The following is a 16415-nucleotide window of genomic DNA, read 5'->3' on the forward strand; positions in this document are numbered from 1 at the left end:
GCATACATGAATACTTCATTTGAGCTTACCGATCCGGACAAATCTCTGGAATTGGCCCGAAATAGAATACTACTACTTTCCATAGGCAGGTTGATTTTATTTTTTCTGATGGGAACAGTCCTGGTGGTGGGAATTGCTGAAGCCCATTGGACCGTTTTGTTTTTTATACCCTTGAGTATTCTTTTTGTTTGGCTTATCCTTCAATTTAATCACCAAAAAGATGTGGAAGGTTTTTATCTGGCAGTAAAGGAAATTGCCGACATGAAACAGAAACGGAAGGAGAGGGAATTGTCAGGCTTCGATTCCGGGTCCAAATTTATAGATCCGAGACATCCCTTTTCAAGTGATCTTGACCTCTTTGGTGAGCATTCCCTTTTTCAATTGATCAATCATACCGTAAGCAAAGGAGGAAGCAAGAAACTTGCTCAATGGATGAGATTTGCGCTGCCGCGGGAGGAGGCAGGGAGAAAACAGGAGGCTTTGATGGAATTGAGTAAAAAAGGAAAATTTCTTGTTGTCTTTGAAGCACTGGGAAAAGCTTTTCTGAAGCAGGAAAAATCCAAGGAACTGTTCTATCAATGGCTGAAAAGTCAGGTTACCTGGAGGCCTGTTTATCTCCTGCCAATGATCCTGGGACCGATTTCGGGATTACTGGTCTTGATTGGGGTCTTGTTTGGGTATATCCCTGCTGCCTACCTGAGTTTGTTTATTTTGATCGGACTGGGCGTATTGAGCCTGGTTTTCAAACCCCTGATGAAGGCCATGAAAGCCATGCCCAATGACAGTGACCTGAAGACTTTCCAGGCATGGGCTGGTTTGTTGGAGGAAGAGAGCTTTGACCATCCTTTGTTGCAAACCTATCAGGAGCCGGTAAAAAGTCATGGATTTTTTGCTTCCGAGGCTTTGAAACAACTGGAAAGCCTGACATTCTTGATTCAGAACAGAACCAATTTAATGTACCTGATTTTCAATGTGTTTTTCTGGACAGATTTTTATCTGCTTTACCGTCTGGCCAGTTGGAAAGAAAAGGTAGGAAAAAGCATGAAAGACTGGGAAGAAAATTTTGAGAATTGGGAAGCCCTGGTCTCTTTGGCTTCTTTTATACAAGAGGAGAAGCTGACCAACCCTGCCAGCTGGTCAAGGGAGAAAGTGTTGACCATGAAAGCGGTAAAACATCCTTTGATTAAACCAGAGACCTGTATTGCCAATGATTTTTCCCTAAATGAAAAGGAGCAAGTAGTCTTACTCACAGGGTCCAACATGTCCGGAAAGACTACATTCATGCGCACAGTGGGCATCAATTTGGTATTGGCTGGAATGGGCGTACCCCCTTTTGCGGAAACCTTTATATGCGGCCCTTTTCAATTGTATACCAGCATGAGAAATACGGATAGCCTGGGTGAAAGTGTGAGTTCTTTTTATGCCGAGCTGGCCAGGATCAAAGGATTACTGGATCATGCTGCCAATGGTACGCCCATATTTTACCTTTTGGATGAAATATTAAAAGGTACCAACACCTCGGATAGGATCACGGGTAGTGAGGCATTGATACGACAGCTGGCTCAAAGTGCATCCAAAGGCATCATTTCCACACATGACATAGAATTGAGCGAATTGGAAAACCGCATGCCTTCATTGGTCAACTATAGTTTTCACCATGATATTCAGCAGGACAAAATTGTTTTTGATTATACCATCAAACGAGGACCCTGCCCAAATTTTAACGCTCAAAAACTTATGGAACTAATGGGTATAAAGATCTATTGAAACAGGCGAAAAATAACCGGTTAATTTTTTTGGCATACATTTTGGTAATTTATGTATAAAATATATAAATTAATTTAACCAACACCACTATGAGTTCTTTATTATATTTGATTGCCATCATCCTTGTTATAGGGTGGATTTTTGGAGCATTTGTTTATAGCGTAGGTGGACTGATTCATATACTATTGGTCTTGGCAGTGATTGCGGTTTTGTTTCGCCTAATAGGTGGAAGATCTGTATAGCCGTATTCATAATATTTAAGTAAAGGCTGCCCAAATGGGCGGCTTTTTTTGTTTCCAATCGTATATTATACCTATTTTTGCTTTCAATAGATAGTAAACCAGCAATATCGTGCACATAAATTACCAGCAACAAACCTTAGGTATTTTGGGTGGAGGGCAATTGGGCAGGATGCTCATTCAATCCGGGATCAATTACAACCTGAACATTCATATTCTTGATCCTGATGCAAACGCTCCCTGTAAAAACCTATGCAACCATTTTGTTCAGGGAGATTTGAAGGACTACCAGACTGTTTATGACTTTGGAAAGGCATGTGATGTGGTTTCCATAGAAATTGAACACGTCAACACCCGGGCCCTTTATCAACTGGAGAAGGAAGGTAAAAATGTCTTTCCCCAGCCCCATATCATCGAAATGATTCAGGATAAAAGGAAACAAAAGCAATTTTACCTGGACCACGGTATTCCCACAGCCCCATTTTTGCTGACCGATGACAAAGAAGATGTGAGGCAACATGTGGAGTTTTTGCCTGCGGTGCATAAATTGGGGAAAGAGGGCTACGACGGTCGTGGCGTACAGCTCATCCGGGAGACCGCTGAACTGGACAAGGCCTTTGATGCGCCGGGTTTACTCGAAAAGTTTGTGGATTTTGACAAGGAGTTGGCTGTGATAGTCGCCAGAAATGAACAGGGAGAAGTAAAAACCTTCCCTTCTGTGGAATGTGCCTTCCATCCCGAACACAATTTGGTTGAATTTTTATTTTCACCGGCAACCATTTCTCCTGAAACAGACAATAAGGCGCAGGACCTGGCCATCGAGGTGATCGAGAAGTTGGGTATGGTAGGCTTGTTGGCAGTGGAAATGTTTGTTACCAAAAGCGGGGAAATTCTTGTCAACGAGATTGCCCCCCGCCCACACAATAGCGGGCACCACACCATAGAAGCAAATTTCACCTCTCAGTTTGAACAGCATCTTCGGGCGGTGATGGGCATGCCTTTGGGGCATACCGGTATTCGGAGTGCAGCAGCAATGGTCAATTTACTGGGTGAAGCCGGGTTTACAGGCGAAGTACTAGTGGAGGGATTGGATGAAGCGATTCAGGAAAAAGGGGTGTACCTGCATCTTTATGGAAAAAAACTGACCAAACCTTTTCGCAAAATGGGACATGTGACGGTGTTGGAAGAAGACATGAAAAAGCTGAGAGAGAAAGCTCAGCGAATAAAAGAATTAATTAAAATTAAAGCATGAGCGATATCAAGGTAGGCATTATCATGGGCAGCCAGTCGGATCTTCCAGTCATGGCAGAAGCAGCGAAATTTTTAGAGGAGATCGAAGTTGGTTACGAGCTAACGATCGTTTCGGCCCACAGAACACCGGATCGGATGATCGATTATGCCGGAAAGGCAAGGGAAAAAGGCATTAAGGTAATTATAGCCGGGGCAGGGGGAGCAGCCCATCTCCCGGGAATGGTGGCATCCCTGACCACCCTGCCAGTAATTGGGGTGCCTGTAAAGTCCTCCAATTCCATCGATGGCTGGGACAGTATTCTTTCAATTCTTCAGATGCCCTCCGGTATTCCGGTAGCCACAGTAGCACTGAATGGGGCAAAGAATGCCGGTATCCTGGCTGCTTCCATCGTAGGGGCTTTTGATGAGACGGTGGGAAATCGCATGGAAGCTTTCAAAAGGTCCATGAAGGCAAAGGTGGAAGACAGTGCAGAGGAAGTAGAACAAAAGGGCTGGAGGGAAATTTTGGGGGAATAGGTCGTATTTTATAGCCTTTATATTTCCATATATATTAGTGGTTTTTTTAGGGGAATTGAATTTTCACCATAGAAATGGGACAAAAGGGGAAATTTATCCGTCTTTTCTGTATAACTATAACAATACCTCCCATGAAATCTGCAATTGCGTATCCGATGCTAGCTTTTTTCCTTTTTCATATTGCCTGTACAGATTCGGAAGCCCCCATTCTCCCAGGGGCACTGACGGGTACCTGGATAGAACGATTTGACCTCGAAAACCAGGACAGTCAATTGTTACAAGAAGAGACCATTAATTTTTACGATAATGGTGCCTATGAGCACTGGATGGGTTATCGGGATCCAGAAACCAATGTGATGCTGGGTTACAGGCACTATGCAGAAGGTATTTACCTGCTGGAAGGGAGGCGTTTAATGATGCGGGAAAGCAAACGCCTGCTCCATGTTGGAGGCACTTTTTATGGGCAATTGGATCAACTTAGTCCTGTGAGTCCTTACGCTGAGACATCGGCTGACCTGAAATTAATTGAGAATGGAACCCGATTGGAAATGCATCTTTCTTGCAATCCGGTTTCTTCGGCCCGGTGCAATCCCAAAAAGACCTTTAACAAGCTGGGATATTTCCAATAACCTGAAATTGAATGAATTTATCAAAACCAGTATGGGTATAAAAAATTGAACAAAAGCCAGAAAACTCCTCCTGATTAATAATCCACTCCCATAATAAAACCCTCTTGGTGGGCATTTAAAATGCTGCTATTTTTATGGTCCTTTATTTCATTACTGCCAATCAATTTTGAAAGCTTATTTTGCTTTAATCACGAACTTTTTCTTCCCCTCTCAATGATCACTTCCTTGTTTTCCACAATCATGGCATGGTCCTCAGGATGCAGTTTTGGACCATACTTTTCAGCATAAACCCGCGTAAATGCTGCCCCATAAAACAAGATCAGGCAGGAGTAGGATACCCATAATAAAACCAGAACCACAGAGCCTGCCGCTCCATAAGTAGATCCGGGCTCTGCAATTCCAAAATAAAGGCTCAGCAGAATTTTACCCAGGTTAAAAAGAAAGGCCGTGATAAATCCTCCCAGCCAAACCGACTGCCAGCGGACTCTCATGTCGGGCATAAATTTAAAAATCAAAACAAACAAGCCTCCCAGGACACCTGTGGAAAACAAAAACTCCAATACATAAGCAATTTCCACGTATCCGGGTTCCCATAAACGAGCCAGGTAGGTACTGACCAAAGTCAGTGCGGTAGAAATTACAAAACTAATGATCAATAAAAAAGCAATGGCCATGACAAATGCCAAACTCAAAGCCCGGTCTTTGATAATTTTCCAGTATCCGGCTTTAGGATCAATTTTCACCCCCCAAATTTCATTCATAGATATCTGAAGCTGGTAAAATACGCCTGTAGCACCAAATACCAACACCGCAATTCCAAAAATGGTAGCAAATAAGGTCCTTCCATCTTTTTGAGTGTTCTCTATGATGGCAATTACTGCATAGGCTGCATCTGCACCTAAAGCTTCTGAAATTTCTCCTGTAATTTGCCCTTCAACGATCTCTTTTCCCCAGAAAGCTCCCACGGTATTGATAATGATGATCAGTAATCCCGGAAGAGACAATACAGCATAGTAGGCCACCACAGCCCCTAGTCTCCAGGGATTGTTGTCATTCCAGATCTTGGCCGCTTTCCAAAAAAGCCCGGGTAAATGGACGATCTTAAATATTCCAGGCTTTTTTAATTGGGCACTTTTTCTTCTTATCATTTCAAAAAAAATAAATGTTACCTGCTATTCAGGTAATATTTTCATTCAGCATTAATCATGCCCTTATTATCTAATATTCCGTTTATTCCAATTGTGAATCCGTCAAATTATCCAAGATAAATCATTTCTGATGCTTAATTTCTCCCCATTACCAACTCCATCCCAGGGTTGTTTGCCATATATAATCCACTGAACGGGAAGATTGAAATGGCTGATTGTCGTAATTCAAAGTCATGCCCGTCTTGATATAAAAATCCAATGGCATGTCATATTTGAGGTCCAACCTGTAATCAATTCTTACCCTGTCCTTTTCCGTTAGGCTTGGGTAAACAAAAATATTGCTAAGCAGGCTTACATCACCCATATCGAAAATATTCAATTCAGAGGCAACCCATGCTTCAGCACTCCTCCGGTCCATAGACTCTCCTGAAAAATTCTCATTATTGAATGCCAGACCGCCAAAAACCCTCCAGTAAAGGGTGTTGGATTTAAAAAAATCCCTTCCTGCCCCAAACAGTGTATTGAACCTCAAATCAAGGGCTTGCTCCGTATTGTACAAGTACTCTAACCTATTCAAGGCAAACCAATTCCGCCTTGGAAAATATATGGCCGTCAGGTTTCCGTCACCTCGGTTAATGTCTTCTATTTCATCTTGTGCAGTTACCAGTTTATTAAAAGCCGCATCAAAGGACCACTTTTGAGCAATGTAACCAAGATGGCTTCGGGCAGAGAATTGCCTTTGATTTCTGGCCCTGGTCAGGGTAAAGCCAAAATCCACACTTGCACTTAACCTGTCGAGAAATCCCCTGTTGACCGACTTGATGTACAAAATATCTGCTACAGGAAAAATATATTCATCTTTAGCTATAGAAATAATTTTCAAAAACCCTGTTTCCGGACTGCTGATTTTCCCGTAGATCCTATTGCTTGACTTGCTCGAGGTAATGAATAGTCTTTCAGAATAGATGGCCAGAATTTCTCCCCACTTCACCCTGAAATCTGATTTACTATAAGGTGTTTCGATTACCAAAACACCCCTTTCCATAGATTTGATTTCTCCAATCAGGTATTGGTTGTTTTTTACCAACAAAGAATCGCTTTGGGCATGGGTCCCTGTGACAGAAAACAACAGAAAAACAAAAAAGAGAAGTAGGGAACGGCTTATCATGTCATTTTTTTATGCATTAATTTTGGGCCTGGTTTTAGAGAAAGAGAAAGTTTGGTGGTTTTTGTAAGGATACCTGCGTTTATTTTATTTTTTCCAGTAAAATCATTTCAATAAGTCAAGCCAAACCCAAAAGGATAGAGGGTGTCCTTTTCAGGATATCCCGGAGCATCGGGAGCCTGATTGACAATTGCCTCCGGCTTATTGGCCAGGGCAAAGGGAAGCTTTCCCGCAGGCTTGAATTTTCCGGTCAGTATATCAAGCAGGGCAGCATCATTGACGCCAAAAGTAGCCAGAATTGCGCCTGCATTGAGAAAACCACAATTTTCATCCAGCACATAGGGCTGCCGGAAATCAATGGCCAAAACCGTATTTTCAGGACCAACCATATCCATAATACCTTTTATTTCAGTCAAAGAAGGGCTGATTTCCCAGGATGTGGATCCCTCCATAGCTGAAAATGACAGCAAATCGAGTTCTTCGGGAGCTGCACCTCCAAAGCGACGTCCGCTTTCTCTGCCGCTATTCGAAACATTTACCCGGATGATGGCATAGTCAATATCATCGCTGATTTGCACAACGCCGTCATTTTCATCCTGCTGATCACCTGAAACTGCCTTGATGGCTGCCCATGTTGGGTCAGCAAAGACTTCATGATTGACACCCATGGTATATACCACGAGTGAGTCACCTTTCTCAGGCATTGCCAGGGGCAAGTTCATTTTGTTTTGCAGCAGTACGATCGATTTTCTCTGGGCGATATCGGCTTTCCTTTGGTGTGCCGGATTCCCCAGCAGGTAAGCCGCCCGGTTGGGGTCCACGTAAGGATTTTCAAACAATCCCAATTCGAATTGTTCCCTTAATAACCTTTCTACAGAAAGATCCACCCTGCTTTCTGAAAGTTTCCCGGATTGAACCATGCCCAATAATTGTTTATTGTCGTTGAATCCGGAAAGCACATCTGTACCTGCCTCAATTGCAATGAGGATTTGCTCCTCTATGCTTTTGTCTTCCAGACCCCAGGCCCGATCACCAATGATGCCGGTATCAGAGTTGATATAACCTTTGAATCCAAGTCTATCCCTCAATAAATCCGTAAGGATTCCCTTTGAGAAGGCCATTCCTACATCGTTGGGCATGTAGGGTTGGCCTACAGGAATGCCATAATAGGCCATGATGGATGATGCGCCTGCCTCGATAGCCGCCTGAAAGGGTGCCAGGTGATAGTCAAAATTATCCGATGGATAGGCCTGGTTTTTCCCAAAATCGTAATGGGGATCTCCTCCTCCTTCCTGTGGACCTCCACCGGGAAAATGCTTGATGGTCAGGGCAACGCTATTGGCATTCAGGGATTCGCCCTGCAGGTTTTTGACCAATACCGAAATGATATTGGAGGCCAACTCACTGTCTTCGGTGAAGGTTTCATGCACCCTGTACCAGCGTGGTTCGGTAGACAGGTCAGCCATATAGCCATACATGCCACGCAGGCCAACGGCAGTCCATTCTTTGGCCATGATTTTGGCAAAGTCAGCAATCAATGCCATATCCCTTGTCGCTGCCAAACCACTTTCTTTGGGCCAGCCGGAAAAAGACCCGGAGGAAACATTTATTCCCGCCCTGGCATCAAAGTCCACATGGTTTCTGGCATTGGACTTAAAAACAACGGGTATGCCAAGCCGTGTATTTTCTGCCAGTTCCTGGATGGAATTGGTAAACTGCGCAGCCTCAAAGGGACTGATCTCCACACCACCAAAAGAGTTGCCTGCAGCGGATCGGTTTGGCTTTTCCTTTAGCGCATTCCTTAATACAAAGCGGGTCATTTTTTCATCTTCTATGAATTGGACTGCCTGTGCTGTCATTTCTCCGTATTCTCCTGCATTCAGCGTATTGATCAGCAGCATGCCCACCTTTTCTTCCAAGTTCATCAGGCCAAGCAGGTTTTCGATCCGCTTTTCCACCGGCAGGCGCCAATCCTCATAGCCATCCAGTTGCTTGTTTTTGTTGAGGTCTTTGAAACGTAATTGTCCTTCATGTAAAAGATTAACAGCCCGGGCTTCGATTGGGGGTTGGTGGGTATAGGTGCCCTGTGCATGACTGACATGGGTCACAAAGTATAAAAGGAAAAATCGGAAAAGGTAGGTCATGGTGAATTGTTAGGTTATCGACAAGGAGGAATTTTAAGATGAGTGTTGAAAATAATCAAGAAAATTGACGTTGTCAAAGCAAATCTTCCACATTTGTTCCCGATTAATAGATGGTTTCTCCAAATCGGTCAAAATGGGCTGCTCCGCATTTGATCTTTAATCGTTCTTGTACGTTTTTCAGGGTTTGTTTATCCATCAGCACGATATTGTTCCCAACTCCTTTTTCAGTGAGGCTTAAACTGTCTTGCGTTAAAGTGAAATCCAATTCACTACTGCTTAAAGGCTGCCCGTCAAGAAAGACAACAATGGGGTTGCTTGCTTTTGGTAATCTTGATGGGATCGAATTGGAGTTTCATAATTGCTTTAGTTTCCAAAGTTCTTTTGATTCGTTTCCGTCTTTTGTATTCAGTTGAATTTTGTCAGAATGGCTGCAAATAAAACGGATCCTGTCTTCCGGTAGATTGTTATGACTTGCTATGGCTCTTGTGGAACGCCATACCTCCGAATGTTTTGGTTTTGTGTTTTCTTCCAGCCATTTCAATACCCGTTTTGTATGGCAATATTTCAGGTATTTCTGGCGCGACAATTCAGCCAGCCAAATGACCAATCCTGCGATGGCACCGCCAACGGCACCGATTATTATTCCTTGCCAGATTTCAACCTTGTCCATTTTTCATGATTTTTGAGATAAACATTACTAAATTTTCCTCAATTATTTTGATGGTTTTCCTTTAGGTTTATCGAATTTCTTTATTTTTTCTCCGGCCTGTTATTTGATTTTCTTATTTAGAAATGTCCTGTTGGCAGAGAAACAGGACAGCCTATATAAGGATTACTTTCCATGCATTGAGGAAGAGTAATTAATAGGTATGAATTTTTTCGTACTATTTACCATCGCTCATTTTTAATCATCGGGCTGTAATTTTAACTCAATAAATTAAATTGGACGAGTAATTTATCTCCTTTCTTCCATTGTATCCAGCCTTTGCCAACCCTTTGAAACCCCCCATCCAGCAGAAAGACTTCTGCCCAGTCCTCTTTTATTTTAAAGGGCTTCATAAATTCGTAGGGGGTTCGGATAATTCCCGAAGCAGAAAACGGACGGGCCCTGACTTTTTCTTCCGAACCCGGGAGGAATTCTACAGAATTTACAGAGAGTAAAAAGTCAGGCCAATACACCACATTCCCAGCATATTTACTGATATAAGCAGTTTGCCCATTTTGGGCATTCACCACTATCTCCACCCATTCATCGCTGACACTGCTGATTTTGAAATAAAGCATGTCATAATCCAACTTCATGATATCCGGAACCAGCCAGGGGGGTGCTGTGGCGATTTCAAATTGCCGGTGTTGATTTTGCCGGAAAGTGATGCTGTCATATACTGCATGCTCTTGAATGGGTTTTTCTAAATTTGGCTCGCTGTAAAAATAAAGGACCTGGTTTTCATAAAAATCAGGCGAAAAAAAACCCATTCCGGTAATGGATTCCATATTTTGCGGGCTTAACTTTTTTTCCTCCTTAACGGTATTAAATGAAGTCAACATACTTGCCGGATCCGTTGTTTTGCTGGGCGCATTTGGTTTTTCCATTGGGGGAATGTCATTTTTTTCCTTTGATTTTTCCCTTTGTACATAGTTGTAATGGATGATACCATAGCCTGCAAGCAGAAGGGCGAACAAAACCCAGTTTAGAACAATTATTTTTTTGTGTACAATGCGGTAGGTCAAGAAAAAAGAGACCACAAAAGCGATCAAAGCAAAAATCACCCCCCAGCCCAATACTATGGCCCCACCGGCCAAACCCTGGCCCTTTCCCGCATCAATCCAACCTGCATACAACATTCCAATCAAAAAGAAGACAACAAGGGAAAGCAAGCTAAATAGCAGACTGGCGGGTTTGAATAGCTTTTTCATAATGATATTGGAGATTTGTTAAAGAATTAGTTTTTAATGATACAAGGAATGGCGGCATTCGGAAACTAGAGAAACCGTTTCGCCGGCACAATACTACTTCGGAGGTAAAATTGGATCTAAAGGACAGGCTTAAGGACATAATGTATTCTCATTGAGCAGTATACATTAAATATAATCAAAAAATACATAAATCTGTCAACTGCACCAGAACACTCCTAACTCACAGCAATTTGTTTGGGTTTTGCCTGTTTTTCCCTAATTGCTGAGCTAAAGTCTAAAAAAAGAGGATGAAAGAAGGTGCCACCATCCGGCAAAAAATAGAATTTCGAACCCCTGCCAAATCAAGGATTGGTCCATTAATGCCCATAAAGGACATTAAATATTTAGCAACTTATCTATTGATAATGGGTGCAAATCCTGCAATGGATTGACCAAAAAATCTACAGATTTGTTTTGGTCAATCCATGAGGAAAGCTCTTGTCGAATTTTTAAAAAGGCAAAATATCTCCTTCGCTGTCATCGCTAAAGGTGCTGACATCGGGCTGGTCATTTTTCTGGGTACCAGCTGCAGCTCCTCCTCCTCCTCCATTGTTATTTTCCTGACTGTTTACCCGCCAAACCTTCACATCTGTATACCATCTTCCATTGTATTCCCTGCTTTCCACTTCTATGCTGGCGGTGAGTTCGCTGCCTTCCTGTATATTAAACTGGTCAATTTTATCGCCCCAAACGGTAAGGCAGACTTTTTTTGGATACTGACCCGGGGTTTCCATGATATAATCCCTTTTTCGCCAGGTCCCATTCCTGCCATTGCCTGATTGCTCTTCTAGTGCCTGAATGATTTTTCCTGATATTTCCATGTTTGCTGGTTGATGATTGAAAAAACGAAGGTACTTAAAAGCGATTGGATTTTAAAACCTTCTCCTGTCCGAATAAACACAGTACGGGCTTGAAACCTGATTTTATGGCAGCTCCCTATCCCAGGTTCTTCACTGCATGATCCACTGCACGGGCAGCAAAAGCCATGTAGGTCAGAGAGGGGTTTTGCGTACTTGTGGAGGTCATACAGGCTCCATCCGTTACATATACATTGGGGCAGCTGTGGATCTGGTTCCACTCGTTCAGGACCGAGGTTTTGGGATCTTTTCCCATTCTCGCTCCTCCCATTTCGTGTATGTCCAAGCCGGGTGCCCGCTTGTCGTCGCGGGTGCGGATATTGGTAAAGCCCGCCGCCTCAAACATTTCGGTCATTTGTTCCAGGTAATCCTTGATCATCGCCTCATCATTGGCATCGTAATCCATGGATATTTTCAGCTGGGGAATTCCCCAGGCATCTTTAAGGTTGGGATCCAAACTAACCTGGCTTTCCTCCTTGGGAATGGTTTCTCCCATCATGTGTGATCCTACCCTCCATGGGCCATATTTTTCCCGGGTCATGGCTTTTTCCAGTTCATCACCAATTCCGGAGTAGTCATTGATCATGCTGCGGTTGGCACTGAAGCCTGCCGCATAGCCTCTGAGGAAATCAGTTTCCTGTTTGTAAACGTTTCTGAAGCGGGGGAAATAACCGGATGTAGGCCTTCTTCCTTCGGTAGTAAACTCCTTCAGCCCATCATATTCGCCTGAAATTCCTGCCCGATAGTTATGGAATGCCACGTATTTGCCGAGTACGCCGCTGTCATTGCCCAGACCATTGGGGAAGCGGTTTGATGTGGAGTTGAGCAATATCAGGTTGGTGTTCAGGGCACTGGCATTTACAAAGATGACATCAGCATAGTATTCGGTAGTCTCTTTGGTTTGTGCATCTATTACCCGTACCCCCGTCGCTTTTCCTTTATCCTCATCGTAAATGATGGAATGTACCACAGCGTGGTGTTGCATGCTCAGGTTACCCGTCTTGGCGGCCCAGGGCAAGGTAGAGGAATTGCTGCTAAAGTAGCCTCCAAAGGGACAGCCTCTTTGGCAAAGGGTGCGATTCTGGCAAAGTGCCCTTCCCTGCTTGGCATAAAACTCCTGGTTACCTGTAATGTGGGCACACCTGGCCACAATGATTTCCCTTTCCGGATAATTTTCCCGGAGGAAATCCTTAAAGTACTGCTCCCCCGCCGTGAGTTCAAAAGGAGGTAAAAACTCACCATCTGGCAAATTTGGTTTACCGTCCCTGTTACCAGAAACACCGATAAATTTTTCTACATGGCTGTACCAGGGAGCGATATCCTTATACCGGATAGGCCAGTCAACGGCAAAACCATCCCTGGCGGGGCCTTCAAAATCAAAATCGCTCCAACGCTGCACCTGCCGGGCCCAAAGCAGGGATTTTCCACCGGTTTGATAGCCCCTGATCCAGTCAAAAGGCTTTTCCTGGACATAGGGATGTTCGGTATCTTTGACAAAAAAATGCTGGGCATCTTCCCGGAACGCATAACAGCGACTGACTACCGGGTTTTCCTTTTTGACAGCCTCCGGGATATTGCCCCGGTGTTCAAATTCCCAGGGCATCATGTTGGTGGTGGGGTAATCCTGTACATGTTTTACTTCCCTTCCCCTTTCCAGTACCAGGGTTTTCAGCCCTTTTTCACAAAGCTCCTTGGCTGCCCAGCCTCCACTCATGCCGGATCCGATCACGATGGCATCATAGGTATTTTCTTGTTTGCTTTTTATATTCAAATTCGCCATGGCGTATGTTTCTTTTTATGCGTTTTCAATCTTTTTGCTTCCGAAAAAACGGGCGGGAACCAATTCATAAGGTTTGATCTCCTTCATAAAGTATTCCGAACTCAGGTAGCCCTGCAGTGCAAATTGTTTGGTGATGGCCAGAAACCTCCCCAGGAGGGCGGCATCAGACTCTGGAGCGGCTTCCAAGCTCATGGTCTCCCGGATCGCATCCGCTGCTTCATTCTGATCCATTTTTGAGAAGGCTTGGCCAAAATTTTGTTTAGTGAAATCATCCCATTGTTTCAAACCCAATACAAAGCTTTGCTGTTGGTTTTCTTTGAGACAATCATTGCACATGACAAGCACGAAATCCTGAAGTTGAATCTCTTCCGCCCTTTTCAAGGTAGTCCCGGGGAAAATGGTATTGGTGACCCTTGTCAACAGCGCTTTTTGGGAAGCGGTAATGTTTAGGTTTTGATAGGCTTGCAAAATGGCTTCCTCGCTGAAATCGCAGGATGGTATCATGATTACACCTCCTGTGAGGACCGCCAATTGCTTCATGGCTGATCTTCTATCCATCGTTATTGGTAGATTAATTGAAATTGTGTCGACAAGTTATTGATTTTTTGATTAAGCGCCACAGGTTTTTTTTATCGGTGGTGGATTAAAGCGAAAATGGGGTAATTTTGACATTCCATATAATCAATGTTAAAATCTAAAATTGATGCTTAGAACCGTAACCTTTATTCTTTTATTTTTATTGCCATGGATCATTCAGGCTCAGACCACGATCAAAGTTCTCGATGCCCAATCCCAGGAGCCTGTTCCTTTTGCCTCTCTGAGAGGAAATAACCAGCAAAATTATGTAGCTGATGGGGATGGAAGTATCAGCCTCAGCCTGGATAAACCTACAGAAATGCAATTGAGTCATGTGGCCTTTGAGAGCCGGCGGGTGTTGGTTCCTGTTTCCGGCCTGTTGACCGTTTCTTTGCAGCGGGCCGAGAATTCACTGACAGAGGTGGTGGTGAGTTCTTTTGATTCTGAAAGACCACTTTTAGAACAGGCCGCAGGGATTGCCAGGGTTAGTGAATCCGATTTGTATCGGTTCAATGAAACTTCTTTGGTCCATGCCTTTAATACCAAACCTGGTATCAGGGTAGAAGAAAGGGCTCCTGCCAGCTATAGGATCTCAATACGTGGAAGTTCCCTGCGTGCTCCTTTTGGTGTTAGAAATGTTAAGGTCTACTGGAATGGTATGCCTTTTACAGCAGCAGATGGAACCACCCCCCTCAACATGCTGGATCTCTCCAACATCCAGAATACGGAAATCATCAAGGGACCTGCCGGAAGCATTTATGGCGCAGGTAACGGGGGAGTGATCAGTTTCAGTAGTGATCAGGAGGTAACAGAAAATAAAATCAGTACAGATCTTTCTTTCGGCGATTTTGGCATGGTTCGGTACCGTATAGGAGTAGACCAGCAAATGGAAGAGGGTGGGATCAAAGTGGCCTACGTCAAACAAAAAGCAGATGGCTACCGCGATCATACCGCCATGGATAGAGAAGTACTTCAGCTGACCGGCCATTTCAAGCCATCTGATAAGCAAAGATTGACCACACAGTTGTTATATTCCGACCTTTATTACGAATTGCCGGGTGCGCTGACAGCGGCCCAGGTGGAAGAAAATCCCCGTCAGGCGAGACCCGGATCGGCTGCCCAAAATGCATCCATTGATCAGCAGTCCATGTATGGTATTTTGTCGCACGATTACCAATTCAACCCAAACTTCAGCAATAAAACTTCAATTTATATCAATACAGTAGATTTTGAAAATCCATTTAACCTGGATTATAAAAAGGAGACTCAGTTTAGCTATGGCGGCAGGTCCAGCTTTACCTATGATGCTACCTGGGGCCCTGTTCCAGTGAGACTTATTGGCGGGGGAGAGTACCAGTTTTCCAAAACTGCGGCCCAGAATTTTGGCAACAGGGGCGGACAGGCCGACACGGTCCGGTTTAGTGATGAATTGCTTACCACCACCGCATTCCTTTTTCAGCAGATAGAAGCAGAACTTTCAGACAGGTTTTTGATGACACTGGGCCTCAGCGAAAATTTTTCCAGGTTTGATATTGCCAGAAATATTGATGCGATCAATGGGATGCCTTCCACGGCCAGGCGCACCTTTGATCCGGTAATCGTTCCCAGGATCGCCTTATCCGCAAAATTAAACCCCACAGCCGCACTGCATGCCAGTATCAGTTCGGGATTTTCTCCCCCGACCATTGATGAGGTCAGGACCAACGAAGGCACCATTAACCTGAATTTGGAAGCAGAAAAGGGGATCAACTATGAGATAGGTTATCGCTCCAGCTTCAATCAGGGTAGGGTAAATGTAGATGCTTCTGCTTTTTATTTCAAACTGGATGAAACCATCACCACTTTTACCAACGAACAGGGAGTAGTCTTGTTTCGGAATGCAGGTGCTACCGATCAAAAGGGAATTGAAGTATTGGTGGATTATGCCCTGATTCGGAATCAATTGGCTTTTGTACAAGAACTGAAACTTACCCATACATTTGCAGGACATTATTTTACATTTGCAGATTTCGTACAGGGCGAAAATGACTATTCCGGAAATGACCTGACTGGAGTTGCCCCCCATACCCTGGTTAATCAGGTGGATCTGCGGACCAGGCCTGGGTTTTACCTTAATTTTACCCATCAATTTGTGGATGATATACCGCTCAATGATGCGAATACGGTCTATCAGGAGGCCTATCACCTGATGAATGCAAGGACCGGATGGAGGGGTAGCGCAAGTGCCAGGTTGGATGTAGAAGTTTTCGCCGGGGTGGAAAACCTATCGAATGCCAGTTACAGTCTGGGCAATGACCTGAATCCTTTTGGTGGCAGGTATTTTCAGCCTGCGGCGACAAGAAACTTTTATGGAGGAATAAAGGTTGGTTTAAAGTATTAGCATTTAG

General features: G+C 44.0%; 15 protein-coding genes. 6 read left to right on the forward strand and 9 right to left on the reverse strand.

The annotated features are described in order from the left end of the window. Positions 1-6 precede the first annotated feature (6 nt). The 5 genes from G9Q97_RS08775 (at position 7) to G9Q97_RS08795 (ending at position 4402) form a co-directional block, all read left to right on the forward strand. Complete coding sequence (locus G9Q97_RS08775) at positions 7-1767, forward strand: MutS-related protein (protein ID WP_166145740.1); 1761 nt, start codon at positions 7-9, stop codon at positions 1765-1767. 89 nt (positions 1768-1856) lie between these two features. Beyond that, positions 1857-2009 carry a lmo0937 family membrane protein gene (locus tag G9Q97_RS08780; protein ID WP_143155874.1) on the forward strand — a complete coding sequence of 51 codons (153 nt, stop codon included), beginning with the start codon at positions 1857-1859 and terminating at the stop codon, positions 2007-2009. A 109-nt stretch (positions 2010-2118) separates the two neighbouring features. After that, positions 2119-3258 (forward strand): 5-(carboxyamino)imidazole ribonucleotide synthase, encoded by a 1140-nt coding sequence (locus tag G9Q97_RS08785; protein ID WP_166145743.1) that lies wholly within the window; start codon positions 2119-2121, stop codon positions 3256-3258. Continuing rightward, positions 3255-3773 carry a 5-(carboxyamino)imidazole ribonucleotide mutase gene (purE, locus tag G9Q97_RS08790; RefSeq protein ID WP_166145746.1) on the forward strand — a complete coding sequence of 173 codons (519 nt, stop codon included), beginning with the start codon at positions 3255-3257 and terminating at the stop codon, positions 3771-3773. Before G9Q97_RS08785 ends, purE begins: the two co-directional genes overlap by 4 nt. A gap of 131 nt (positions 3774-3904) precedes the next feature. Beyond that, complete coding sequence (locus G9Q97_RS08795; RefSeq protein ID WP_166145749.1) at positions 3905-4402, forward strand: hypothetical protein; 498 nt, start codon at positions 3905-3907, stop codon at positions 4400-4402. 188 nt (positions 4403-4590) lie between these two features. On the opposite strand, the gene G9Q97_RS08800 is transcribed toward G9Q97_RS08795, so the two are convergent. The 9 genes from G9Q97_RS08800 to G9Q97_RS08840 form a co-directional block, all read right to left on the reverse strand. Beyond that, positions 4591-5550: a YihY/virulence factor BrkB family protein gene (locus G9Q97_RS08800; RefSeq protein WP_166145751.1), complete on the reverse strand. Its 960-nt coding sequence runs from the start codon at positions 5548-5550 to the stop codon at positions 4591-4593. Positions 5551-5698: 148 nt separating this feature from the next. Then, on the reverse strand, positions 5699-6718 hold the full coding sequence (locus G9Q97_RS08805) for a DUF481 domain-containing protein (protein WP_166145754.1): 1020 nt from the start codon (positions 6716-6718) through the stop codon (positions 5699-5701). A 107-nt stretch (positions 6719-6825) separates the two neighbouring features. Beyond that, a complete protein-coding gene (locus tag G9Q97_RS08810; protein WP_166145757.1) occupies positions 6826-8859 on the reverse strand; it encodes a glycoside hydrolase family 3 protein in 2034 nt (677 codons plus the stop codon). Between the two features lie 103 nt (positions 8860-8962). Continuing rightward, positions 8963-9124: a hypothetical protein gene (locus G9Q97_RS08815; RefSeq protein ID WP_166145760.1), complete on the reverse strand. Its 162-nt coding sequence runs from the start codon at positions 9122-9124 to the stop codon at positions 8963-8965. Between the two features lie 87 nt (positions 9125-9211). Beyond that, on the reverse strand, positions 9212-9529 hold the full coding sequence (locus G9Q97_RS08820; RefSeq protein ID WP_166145763.1) for a hypothetical protein: 318 nt from the start codon (positions 9527-9529) through the stop codon (positions 9212-9214). Positions 9530-9783: 254 nt separating this feature from the next. After that, on the reverse strand, positions 9784-10776 hold the full coding sequence (locus tag G9Q97_RS08825) for an MFS transporter (protein ID WP_166145766.1): 993 nt from the start codon (positions 10774-10776) through the stop codon (positions 9784-9786). A gap of 488 nt (positions 10777-11264) precedes the next feature. Then, on the reverse strand, positions 11265-11636 hold the full coding sequence (locus tag G9Q97_RS08830; RefSeq protein ID WP_166145769.1) for a DUF3127 domain-containing protein: 372 nt from the start codon (positions 11634-11636) through the stop codon (positions 11265-11267). A 115-nt stretch (positions 11637-11751) separates the two neighbouring features. Continuing rightward, positions 11752-13452 carry a GMC oxidoreductase gene (locus G9Q97_RS08835; RefSeq protein WP_166145772.1) on the reverse strand — a complete coding sequence of 567 codons (1701 nt, stop codon included), beginning with the start codon at positions 13450-13452 and terminating at the stop codon, positions 11752-11754. Positions 13453-13467: 15 nt separating this feature from the next. Further along, positions 13468-14010 (reverse strand): gluconate 2-dehydrogenase subunit 3 family protein, encoded by a 543-nt coding sequence (locus tag G9Q97_RS08840; RefSeq protein ID WP_166145774.1) that lies wholly within the window; start codon positions 14008-14010, stop codon positions 13468-13470. 145 nt (positions 14011-14155) lie between these two features. Here G9Q97_RS08840 and G9Q97_RS08845 point away from each other — a divergent pair, with 145 nt between their 5' ends. Next, positions 14156-16408, forward strand: coding sequence for a TonB-dependent receptor domain-containing protein (locus G9Q97_RS08845; RefSeq protein WP_166145777.1), 2253 nt, complete (start codon positions 14156-14158; stop codon positions 16406-16408). Positions 16409-16415 lie beyond the last annotated feature (7 nt).

This window comes from Cyclobacterium plantarum (assembly GCF_011290685.1).
GTDB lineage: Bacteria > Bacteroidota > Bacteroidia > Cytophagales > Cyclobacteriaceae > Cyclobacterium > Cyclobacterium plantarum.